This is a genomic window from Flavobacterium anhuiense, assembly GCF_900101855.1.
GTDB classification, from domain to species: domain Bacteria; phylum Bacteroidota; class Bacteroidia; order Flavobacteriales; family Flavobacteriaceae; genus Flavobacterium; species Flavobacterium anhuiense.
In genome coordinates this window covers 494994-506746 of sequence record NZ_FMVC01000005.1, presented here as the reverse complement: position 1 = coordinate 506746, position 11753 = coordinate 494994, and the positions used below count along the sequence as shown (strand labels likewise).

Below are 11753 nucleotides of genomic sequence, written 5' to 3'. Positions count from 1 at the left end.
TGTTTCTCGCAAGAAAAACTTGAAAAAATTTTGAAGCTTTCTTATCGCTTCAGTTTCTCAACTTTTTCTTCCAATCTTTCAATGAGCCTCCGTGTTTTGCGGGGTGCAAATGTAAAAAGCTTTTTCTTTTCCCGCAAGCTTTTTCCAATCTTTTTTTTCGAAAATCTCTTTCCTCAAAATATGATCAAGCTGCCGGAATGTCTAAGAGCGTTTTTCGCCGTTGCGGGTGCAAAAGTAGAACCTTTTTCCGCTTCTGCAAGCTTTTTTAAAGAGTTTTTTTGAAGTTTTTCTGCCCTTTTTCCTAACCTTCTCATAACGCGGGGCTTACATTTTGGATATTTTTCACATCGCGTAAGGTTTTTCTTCATACACCAAGGAATCGGGCCGTTTTGCCGCAAAGCCGCTAAGGCTCGAAGACTGTTTTCCCCACTTTTTAGACGCTGAGTTTTCTGCCCCTTCTTCTGGAAACCGGCGCCCTAGCCCCGATAGGAGCGGAAATCCTTCTGCTTTTTTCTTTAAAAAGCAGAAGATTGCAGCGGATAGCGGGAAACAGATCCTAAAAAAAACAAAATCCCAATCTTTTAAACTCCAAATTCCAAAAATGGATACTCTTCACTCCGCTCAGCATGACAAAATCTTACTCCTGTATATTGTATAGCATGAGTTAGTTCATATTAAATATGTGTAAAAAAAATAAACCCGACAGATTTTGAAAACCTGTCGGGTTACTATACTATATATATGTATAAAATTATTTCTTGTTTAGTTCTTTCGCTCTTTGCTGCCACTTCTCTGACAAATCATCATAATTTACAGGATTAGCTGGCTTCTGATTTACCAATCGGCCAGATTCAAAAGCCCTCACTAAGATTGTTTCTATTAAATAATCTTCGTTTACGTCGTAAGGTTTGTATTCTTCTTTTAAACTTATATCAAATAAATTCGCGGTTGTATTAGAAACAAACGCCTTAAATCCGCTTTTTAGGGTTTTAATCAATTCATAAGTTGTAATTCCAGTTTGACGATGAATCAATTTCACTAAGATCTGTCCTTGTTTTCTGGATAGCTTTTTTAGCCTTTCCTCAAATTCATTATTTAGGTAGTCTTCTACAATTTTGAAGTACTTCTTTTTTTCACGGCTAGTTTTTAAACGAGCCATTCCATTATTTAAAGCGGTTAATCTTTCTGAAGCTAACTTTGCATAAGGATAAACCTTATACACTCTGTTTTGAAGAATTTGAAATTGCTTCATTTCTTCAGCACTCATCTTTTGTCCTTTTGTAATAATTATTTCGGGAAGCTGAATGGTATCCCCTAAAATGGAATCTTTCTCTGTTAATATATACCCCATTTGTTCGTTCTCTTTTGGAGTAACTTGTGCCTTAGAAGAAAAACAAATTAACAATAAAAATAAAAAGGTGGTTAGTCTCATTGAATCATAATTTAAATGTAAAATTATATATTTATACACAACTCTGATACCAAATTTATATTTTAGCGAAAAAATATTTTTATGAGTACGAAATCTATCTTAAATGATACTTCAATAGCTTTTCTTGAAAGCTACTTAAATAACGCTTCTCCAACAGGTTACGAAAGTGAAGGGCAAAAACTTTGGATGAATTATCTAAAACCTTATGTAGATTCATTTATTACAGATACTTATGGAACAGCTGTTGGTGTAATTAATCCCGATGCTCCTTATAAGGTGGTAATTGAAGGGCATGCAGATGAAATTTCATGGTATGTAAACTACATTACAGAAGATGGCTTAATATATGTAATACGAAATGGAGGTTCAGACCATCAGATTGCCCCTTCAAAAAGAGTTAATATTCATACCAAAAACGGAATTGTAAAAGGTGTTTTTGGATGGCCTGCTATTCATACTCGTTTGCGTGACAAAGAAGAGATTCCGAAACTGAGTAACATATTTATTGATTTAGGCTGTGAAAACAAAGAACAAGTCGAAGCGCTAGGTGTTCACGTGGGATGTGTGATTACATATCCTGATGAATTTATGGTTTTGAACGAAAATAAGTTTGTTTGTCGTGCTATTGATAATAGATTGGGCGGTTTTATGATTGCAGAAGTTGCCCGTTTATTACATGAAAATAAAAAGAAACTTCCTTTTGGTTTATATATAGTAAATTCTGTTCAGGAAGAAATTGGTCTGAGAGGTGCTGAAATGATTGCACATCGTATAAAACCAAATGTTGCTATTGTAACTGATGTTTGTCACGACACCACTACTCCAATGATTGATAAAAAGGTAGAAGGTGATCTAAAAATGGGAAAAGGCCCCGTTATTGGCTACTCTCCTGCTATTCAAAATAAATTACGTGATTTGATTGTAGCAACTGCTGAAGAAAATAAAATCCCATTTCAAAGACATGCTACTTCTCGCGCAACGGGTACAGATACCGATGCTTTTGCATATAGCAATGGCGGTGTGCCATCTGCTTTGATTTCTCTTCCATTACGATACATGCACACGACTGTAGAAATGGTTCATAAAGACGATGTTGAAAATGTAATTCAACTTATTTATGAAGCTTTATTGAAAATTGAGAACAACGAGACTTTTTCTTATTTTAAATAATATACTTTAATGTAAATCCGATTTGAGTTATTAAATCGGATTTACAAATTATAAACCAAGCATGAAAATATTACTGCTCGAAGACGATTTTACTTTATCAAAAGAAATCTCCGCATTCTTTACTTCAAAGGAATTCGAGTGTGTTCCTTATTATGATGGCTCTTTGCTTTTGAAAAAATACTTCCCGTACGAATATGATTTAATTGTTCTAGACATAAACGTTCCGGGAATAAATGGAATTGATGTTTGCAAAGGCATTCGGGAAACTGATAAAAAAACACCTATTATAATGCTTACTGCCTTTAGCGAAATTGAAGATAAATTGTCTTCTTTTGATAATGGTGCCGATGATTATCTTGTAAAACCTTTTCATTTTGAAGAATTATACGCTCGCGTACAATCACTTTTAAGAAGGAAAGAAGTTCCTCAGCAAATAGAAAATAAAATCGTCATTAAAGATTTAGAAATCTTTGAAGAAGATATGAAAGTTTTTAGGGCGGGTGAAGAAATTAAACTTACTCCGAAAGAATTCAAATTAATTCTGATTTTGGCGCATGCCAAAGGAAAAGTGCTTTCTAAACAATTTATAGCCGAGAAGCTTTGGGATTATCATATTGAAACCAATCAGAATACTATCGAGGTTTATGTTAACTTTTTAAGGAAAAAAATCGATAAAGACCACGAAATAAAACTTCTTAGAACCAAAGTCGGTTATGGGTATTATTTAAGCGACCAAGAATGACATTAAAAAATCGAATATCACTTTTAGTAAGCTTGCTGTTTACCATTCTTTTTGGATTGGCTTCTACAGTGATATTCATTTTGTATTCCAATTACAGAAAAGAAGAATTTCGAGATCGATTAGAAATCAAAGCTTTATCTAATATTAAGCTATTAGTAAATGTAAAACAAGTTGATAATCAGCTTTTAAAAATAATAGATCAGAATTCCATCAATAAATTATATGATGAAAAGACTTTGGTTTTTGATTCAAATTACAAACTGATTTATAGCAGTATTGACGATGCCAAAATCAATTGGTCTGTTGATGATTTAAAATATCTTAAAAAAAATAAGACCTTTTTTAAACAGCAAGGAGATTATGAAGTATACGGTGTTTTCTACGATACCAACGATAAAGATTTTTATGCTTTAATTTCTGCTACTGACAATTACGGCAAGAAGAAACTGCTTTTCTTGAGGTACACTTTAATTATTTCATACATCTTTTTTACTTGCGTTTGTTGGATTTTGACTTCTTTTATGGTCAAAAAAGCAATGAATCCTCTTCATGCTTTCCACCAGAAAATCAAAAATATAAATGAGAACAATCTAGATACTAGGATTGAATCTAAAAGCACTAAGGATGAAATTGATTTAATAGCAGATGAATTTAATTTCATGATGGACCGTATTGAAGTTTCCTATCAAAGGCAAAAAGAATTTACCGCTCATGCATCTCACGAATTAAGAACACCGCTTTCTAGAATAACGTCTCAGATTGAAAATGCTATTGTCAATCCCGAGATGCAATCTAAAAATAAATCGTTTTTAAATTCCATATTAGCCGATGTCAATCATTTAAGCGAATTAATCAATTCTCTACTTATCCTTTCTAAAATTGACAACAGAAAAGCAGATCATCATGAAGTACAAAGAATAGATGAAATTTTATTTTCTTCTATCGAAAAAATAAACAAAGCTTTCCCTGATTTCGTTATTCTTTTCGAAATGGAAGAAAGTGACGATCTTGATACTGCTTTAGAGGTAAAAGGAAATAGAAATCTTTTAGAGATAGCCTTAACCAATATTTTAAAAAATGCCTGCGTTTATTCAGACAATAAGCAGGCAAAAGTAAAAATAAGCACTGATCACCATCATCTTATCATTTCTGTATCCAACACAGGAGAAACCTTAAATGAAGAAGAACAAAAAAATCTTTTTCAGCCTTTTATGCGTGGCCGAAATTCGAAAGGAACTTCTGGTTTTGGACTTGGCTTAAGAATTGTGCAACGCATCCTAATTTTGCACAAAGCAAACATAACTTACTCTGTCTCAAATATTAACACGAGTTTATTTCAGTTATTTTTTAATTTGTAAACAATTTTAAGCTATTTTTAAGGTAGATTTTAAGCTCTCTTAAAGCCTGTTGATAGCATATTTGTACAACTTAAAGATGATACAATGAAAAAGTTATTCGCATTGCTGTTATTTGCACTTTTAAATCAAGCTGCAATAGCACAAAAATCACTTACTCTCCAAGACTGTGAAAGTCAATTTTTAAAAAAGAATCTATTTTTACTGGCATCTCAATATAATCTTGATGCCTCAAAAGCACTCACCATTCAGGCTCGCATTTGGGACAATCCCACGCTCTCAGCAGAGTTGAATGCCTACAATCCTGAACGAGACAAATTTTTTGATATTGGCAAAGATGGTCAGAAAGTTTTTGCAATAGAGCAACTAATCTATCTTGGCGGTAAAAAACGCAATGAGGTTAAATTAGCGCAAACTAATGAAAAACTGGCAGAGCTTCAGTTTAACGATTTGCTTAGGACTTTAAAACTGCAATTGCGTAAAAGTTTTTTCACTGTATATTACAACACTAAAAATCTTGACAATACCGATAAGCAACTAGCTCATATCGAAAATTTGATTAATTCTTATTCCGTGCAAGCTCAAAAAGGAAATATTCCTTTAAAAGACGTTGTTCGTCTACAATCACTCTATCTTAATTTCAAAAACGAGAGATTAGAGGTTATAAATAACAACATCGAAGAACAGGCTAATTTAAAATTGCTTTTGAATGAAACTGAAAATGTAGTTCCGGTTGTTAGCAAAGATGATTCTGATAAATATCTAAAAGTTATAGCTTTTGATCTTAAAAATTTTGAGGAACAAGCCATAGCAAATAGACCCGATTATTTAGCAAAACAGAAAGAAATAGATGCTAATGAGCTGAATGTAAAATTACAAAAATCACTTTCAGTTCCAGATATTACGCTTGGAGCAAATTATGATCAGCGAAGCGGTGCTTTTAATAATGAAGCCAATTTAACTGTTGGAATTCCCTTACCACTTTGGAATCAAAACAAAGGAAATATTAAGTATGCAAAAACAATTTTGGAACAATCTAAAATTGAAAAACAAAACTTCGAGTTACAGCTCAAAACAGAAATCACATCAGCATGGACCAAATGGGACGAGTCTAGACAAAACTACAGCGTGATCAAACCAACCGTAAATTCAGATTTTGAAGCGGTTTACAACGGAATGCTAACCAATTTTCAAAAACGAAACGTAAGTCTTTTAGAATTTACCGATTTTATGGAAAGCTACAATCAGGCAATAATTCAATTAAATGAATTAAAGAAAAAAGTAGTGATTGCAGGCGAAGAATTAAATAGTACCATCAACAAAGATTTATTTTAAAAAACTACAGAAATGAAACATATATTATTCATCGGAATCGCACTAGCAGGTTTATCTCTTACGAGCTGCAAAAAAGAAGTTGAAAATCCTGAGACAAATAGCTCTTTTGTTTTGAGTGATGCTATGCTTAAAAGTACTACAACTGCTGAAGCTAAAACTCAGCCATTAAAAAACGAACTTAGTTTTTACGGTAAAATTACTGCTGACAATAATAAAATGATTGATGTTTATCCATTAGTTGGCGGAAACGTAATGAAAGTAAATGTTGAACTTGGTGATTATGTAAAAAAAGGACAAGTATTGGCAACTATAAAAAGTACCGATGTAGCCGATTTTGAAAAACAATCCATTGATGCTAAAAGCGATTTACTTGTCGCTAAAAATAACTTGAAAGTAGCACAAGAATTATTTGATGGAAAATTGAATTCTGAAAGCGACGTTCTACAGGCAAAATCGGAAGTAAATAAAGCGCAGTCACAATTAAGCAAAATTCAGGAAACATATAAAATTTATAACATCAAAGCAGGTTCTATTTATGAAGTAACAGCTCCAATAAGCGGTTTTATTATTCAGAAAAGTATCAATCAGGATATGCTTTTGAGAAATGATCGTTCTGAAAATATATTTGACATTGCAGAAATCAGTGAAGTTTGGGCAATGGCGAATATTAATGAAATTGATATCAATAAAGTAAAATTAGGAACCAATGCTGCAGTGACCACTTTGAGTTATCCAGATAAAACGTTTTATGGAAAAGTAGATAAAATTTATAATGTTATTGATCCAGAAACGAAAGCCATGCAGGCTAGAATTAAGCTTAATAATCCAGATTACATGCTTAAACCCGATATGAATGCTAATATCAAACTATCTTTTAATGAAAATCAGTCTATGATAGCCGTGCCTAGTAAAGCGATTGTTTTTGATAAAAGTAAAAACTTCGTTGTGGTATTTAAAGACCGAAATAATATTGAAACCAGACAAGTAGAAGTTTATAGAGTGGTTGGAGACACCACGTATCTTTCAAGTGGTTTAAAGGAAAATGAAAAAGTAATCACAAACAATCAGCTATTTATTTATGGTGCTTTAAATAATTAAGACATGAACAAATTCATAAAAAATATTATTGCTTTTTCGCTAAAGAATAAAGCATTTACCTTCTTTTGGGTGGGATTGTTAGCTGTTGCTGGATTTATTTCATTCAAAAATATGCCAATCGATGCTTTTCCTGACGTTACCAATACGCAGATTATTATTATTACGCAGTGGAATGGGAAAAGCGCCGAAGAAGTAGAGCGTTTTGTTACTTCTCCAATTGAGATTGCCATGAACTCAGTACAGAAAAAAACAAGCGTTCGAAGTATAACTATGTTTGGTTTATCTGTAATTAAAATCATTTTTGATGATGGTGTAGATGATACTTTTGCACGTTTTCAGGTAAATAATCTATTAAAAAATGTTTCTCTTCCTGATGAAGTTGAACCAGATGTACAGCCACCTTATGGACCTACAGGCGAGATTTTCAGATATATTGTAAAAAGCGACAGCAGAGATAGCAGAGAATTATTGACCTACCAAAACTGGGTTATCGATAAACAATTGCGCTCTCTTCCTGGCGTTGCCGATTTAAATGTTTTTGGAGGTCAGACTAAAACCTATGAAGTTGGGGTTGATCCAATCAAATTAGCAAAATACAACATTACGCCTTTACAAGTTTATAACGCAGTAAATGCTGGCAACTTAAATGTTGGCGGTGACGTCATTGAGAAAAACGGACAAGCATTTGTTGTCCGTGGAGTTGGTTTATTAAAGTCTAGAGAAGATATTGGTAATATTATTGTTGATGACGCTGGAGGAAATCCAATTTTGGTAAAAAATTTAGCTGATGTTTACGAAAGCTCAATGCCAAGAGTAGGTCAAACGGGTATTGGAAATAATGACGATGCCGTTGAAGGAATTGTGGTGATGCGAAAAGGCGAAAATCCGCAGGAAACTCTTGCCTTAATCAAAGCTAAGATTAAAGACCTAAATGACAATGTTTTACCAAAAGACATTAAAATTGAAACCTTCTATGACCGTGATAATTTAATGAATTTCACGACAGAAACTGTAATGCACAATTTATTTGAAGGTATTATTCTAGTTACCGTTGTCGTATTCCTTTTCATGGCCGACTGGAGAACAACTTTCACCGTTTCTATTGTCATTCCGCTTTCCTTATTATTTGCCTTTTTATGTCTTAAAATGATGGGAATGAGCGCCAACTTATTAAGTTTAGGGGCAGTCGATTTCGGAATTATTATCGATGGAGCCGTCGTAATGGTTGAAGGTTTGTTTGTGGTTTTAGATCATCGAGCGCATCAATTGGGAATGGAGAAATTTAATAAAATTGCCAAAGGAAGCTTAATCAAAAAAACAGGTACTGAAATGGGTAAAGCCATTTTCTTTTCAAAACTGATTATTATTACAGCTTTGCTTCCTATTTTCTCTTTCCAGAAAGTAGAAGGAAAGATGTTCTCTCCCCTAGCCTTTACATTAGGTTTTGCCTTATTAGGAGCGCTTATTTTTACCTTGACTTTGGTTCCCGTTCTTTCTCATATTTTATTAAATAAAAATGTAAAAGAAAAACATAATCCGTTTGTGAATTTTTGGGATAGAATTGTCAGCAAAGGTTTTCAATGGACATTCAAACATAAGGTGCAGACCTTAATTGCATCATTAGGATTGTTAGCAGCTGTTTTCTTCTCAGCAGGTTTCTTAGGAACCGAGTTTTTACCACAATTAAACGAAGGAGCATTATGGGTTACGGCAGAATTGCCAATGAGTACCTCTCTCCCTGAAAGTGTTAAAACAGCAGCAATGATTAGAAAAGATCTGGAAAGTTTTCCTGAGGTTAAACAAGTTTTATCTCAAACTGGACGAAGCAACGATGGAACTGACCCGAATGGTTTTGGATTTATCCAACTTCAAGTTGATTTACTTCCAAAAGCAGAATGGAAACGTAAAATTTCTATGGACGATCTGATTAATGAAATGGATAATAAACTAAAAGTCCATCAGGGAATCACATATAATTATTCTCAACCCGTAATTGATAATGTTGCAGAATCGGTGGCTGGGTTTAAAGCTTCGAATGCCGTTAAAATTTATGGGGACGATTTGAATAAATTAGATGAGCTTGCGAATGAAGTCTTGGCTCAAATTAAAAATATTCCAGGTATAAAAGATGTTGGAATTTTGCGAAATGTTGGACAACCTGAAATTAGCGTAATCTTGGATCGCGAAAAAATGGCGGCCTATGGAGTAACTCTGAGTGATGCACAAGCAGTTTTAGAATTAGCTTTCGGAGGAAAAACCGCAACAGAAAAATATGAAGATGAAAAGAAGTTTGATGTTCGTGTTCGTTTTTCTAAAGAATACCGAAAAGATGAAAAAGATTTGGAAGAAATTAAAGTTCCGACCATCAGCGGAATCAAAATCCCTTTAAAAGAAATTTGTGATATTAAAACTATTACAGGTCCCGCATTTATTTATCGAGATAACACCAAACGTTTTATTGGTGTAAAATTTTCTGTTCGTGATCGTGATTTAGGAAGTACAATTGCAGAAGCCCAACAAAAAGTAAACAAACTTAAATTACCAGCTGGTTACACGACAGGATGGACAGGAGAATTTGAAAATCAAGTTCGTGCGAGTGCCCGTTTAGCGCAAGTAGTGCCCATCAGTTTAATTGGAATTTTTGTACTATTGTTTATTTTGTTTGGAAACTTTAAAGATTCTCTTCTTGTTTTGGCTAACGTCCCATTTGCTATTATCGGCGGAATTATTGCGCTTCATATTACAGGAATGAATTTCGGAATTTCAGCAGGAGTTGGATTTATAGCACTTCTCGGAATCTGTATTCAAAACGGAGTTATTTTAATTTCTGAATTTCATCATAACCTGAAGGCCAAATTCTCTCTCGAAGAATCTATTTTTATGGGAGTAAAAGCCAGAACCAGAGCGGTAGTTATGACAGCATTAATGGCATCTATAGGATTAATGCCTGCAGCAATTTCTACCGGAATTGGATCTGAATCGCAGAAACCGCTTGCCATTGTAATTATCGGTGGACTGATGACAGCTACTGTTTTAACACTATTAGTATTTCCAATTTTATTCTGGATATTCAACAGAAAAAAACATGTACCGATAGAATAAATAATTAAAATACTTAGTTTTAAATCAATTTGTTGGGATTTAAAAAAGAAGAAGCATCATTCTCGTAATGATGCTTTTTTGTTTATAATCAAGTCTGCACAAAGCAAAAAAAAGACCTTTTGCTCAGAAAGGTCTTTTTACTAACTCAAAACTTTTAAAATCTTATTTCAAATCTTTCAAAAGCGCAATTGCTTCTGAAGCATTTGATGCTTGTGCATATTTTAATGCAGTATAACCTTTTTCGTTTTTAGCTTTAGGATTTGCCCCATTCGCTAATAAAATTTTAATGATTTCATGTTTATTGTATAGTGCAGCTATCATTAAAGGAGTAAGATCCTCTGATATTTGGTTCACATCTGCACCATATTCAATAAATTTTTTAACTGTTTCTAAATCTCCTTTACTAATAGCAACATTTAAAGGAGTTCCTACGTAATTTTTAAATTCAACTTGATTTTTAACAGTTGAGATTTCATTTGAAGCCATTGCTACATTTCCAAATGTTACTAAGGCTAATCCTAAATAAATAACTGATTTTTTCATAATGATTGATGTTTATTAAATGATTGATGATGATTTTTAATTTGATGATGTAAAAGTAAATCATTTTATCGTATTATGCATTACAAAGTACCATGTTTTAACCAATTCTTAACACTTACTTAATAAAACGATAATCAAAGAGCTTTAACGTTATCAAATTATTGATTTTACTATAATAGACTACAAAAAAGGAAAAATGTTACAACAAATCTTATTTTTTTTTAATTCTTTTTAAATCAATCTGCTTCCAACGCATAAATTATTTTTTTTAAATTTACTATAGCATTAGAAATCAAAGGCTAACATATCAATGCCCAAGCCTTCTAATTCTTAGCTTTAAAAATAAAAACAAACAATAATGTAATAACCTTAAAGCAGACCGTCATGATTTTTATTAAAAGAATTCTCGTCATTTTAATTTTATTTATTTCAATTGTTTTAATTACCGCTTATTTTATGCCGAAAGAATATTCGGTAGAAAGAGAAATTACAATCAATAAACCCGCTGATAGCATTTTTAAATATGTTCGTTCTCTAAAAAATCAAAATGAGTTTAGCGTATGGGCAAATATGGATCCGAAGATGAAAGTTCATTATAGAGGAATTGACGGCATGATTGGTTCAGTTTCTTCTTGGGAAAGCGATGTGAAAGAAGTTGGCGTTGGCGAACAAGAAATTACAAAAATAACAGAAAACAGACGTTTAGATTTTGCGCTCCGTTTTAAAAAGCCAATGGATGACACTGCTGTCGGATTTATGTCTACAGAACCAATTTCTGAAAACAAGACAAAAGTGAAATGGGCAATCAGCGGTGCAATTCCATATCCAACAAATATCATGCTTCCATTGCTAAGAATGGATCAAATGATTGGAAATGATTTGCAAAAAGGTCTTGAAAATTTAAAAGATAAAATGGAAAAAAAATAAATCTTCTCTTAAAAAAAACATCATCCTTATAAAAAGATGATGCTTTCCT

Annotated in this window: 10 protein-coding genes; 8 read left to right on the top strand and 2 right to left on the bottom strand. The window is 32.9% G+C overall.

What is annotated here, in order from left to right; translation table 11 throughout:
* Window positions 1–282: hypothetical protein (locus tag BLP44_RS22995; RefSeq protein ID WP_170830254.1), on the top strand; the 282-nt coding region annotated here is incomplete at its 5' end.
* Between the two features lie 469 nt (window positions 283–751).
* Here BLP44_RS22995 and BLP44_RS15915 read toward each other — a convergent pair.
* The gene (locus BLP44_RS15915; protein ID WP_091134419.1) at window positions 752–1432 is read right to left on the bottom strand and encodes a DUF4294 domain-containing protein; all 681 of its coding nucleotides are present in this window, start codon (window positions 1430–1432) and stop codon (window positions 752–754) included.
* Between the two features lie 81 nt (window positions 1433–1513).
* On the opposite strand from BLP44_RS15915, the gene BLP44_RS15910 reads away from it, so the two are divergent.
* The 6 genes from BLP44_RS15910 (at window position 1514) to BLP44_RS15885 (ending at window position 10234) form a co-directional block, all read left to right on the top strand.
* Window positions 1514–2602, top strand: coding sequence for a M42 family metallopeptidase (locus BLP44_RS15910; protein WP_091134417.1), 1089 nt, complete (start codon window positions 1514–1516; stop codon window positions 2600–2602).
* A gap of 61 nt (window positions 2603–2663) precedes the next feature.
* Window positions 2664–3344 (top strand): response regulator transcription factor, encoded by a 681-nt coding sequence (locus BLP44_RS15905; protein WP_008469016.1) that lies wholly within the window; start codon window positions 2664–2666, stop codon window positions 3342–3344.
* A complete protein-coding gene (locus BLP44_RS15900) occupies window positions 3341–4702 on the top strand; it encodes a sensor histidine kinase (protein WP_091134415.1) in 1362 nt (453 codons plus the stop codon). The genes BLP44_RS15905 and BLP44_RS15900 overlap by 4 nt, the downstream gene beginning before the upstream one ends.
* Window positions 4703–4786: 84 nt before the next feature.
* Entirely contained in the window at window positions 4787–6034 is a 1248-nt protein-coding gene (locus tag BLP44_RS15895) for a TolC family protein (protein ID WP_091134413.1), read from the top strand.
* A gap of 12 nt (window positions 6035–6046) precedes the next feature.
* Entirely contained in the window at window positions 6047–7132 is a 1086-nt protein-coding gene (locus tag BLP44_RS15890) for an efflux RND transporter periplasmic adaptor subunit (protein ID WP_066034548.1), read from the top strand.
* Between the two features lie 3 nt (window positions 7133–7135).
* Window positions 7136–10234, top strand: coding sequence for an efflux RND transporter permease subunit (locus BLP44_RS15885; protein ID WP_066034547.1), 3099 nt, complete (start codon window positions 7136–7138; stop codon window positions 10232–10234).
* A 162-nt stretch (window positions 10235–10396) separates the two neighbouring features.
* On the opposite strand, the gene BLP44_RS15880 is transcribed toward BLP44_RS15885, so the two are convergent.
* Window positions 10397–10777 (bottom strand): ankyrin repeat domain-containing protein, encoded by a 381-nt coding sequence (locus tag BLP44_RS15880; RefSeq protein ID WP_066034546.1) that lies wholly within the window; start codon window positions 10775–10777, stop codon window positions 10397–10399.
* Window positions 10778–11161: 384 nt separating this feature from the next.
* On the opposite strand from BLP44_RS15880, the gene BLP44_RS15875 reads away from it, so the two are divergent.
* Window positions 11162–11704: an SRPBCC family protein gene (locus BLP44_RS15875; RefSeq protein WP_091134411.1), complete on the top strand. Its 543-nt coding sequence runs from the start codon at window positions 11162–11164 to the stop codon at window positions 11702–11704.
* The last annotated feature ends 49 nt before the right edge of the window (window positions 11705–11753 follow it).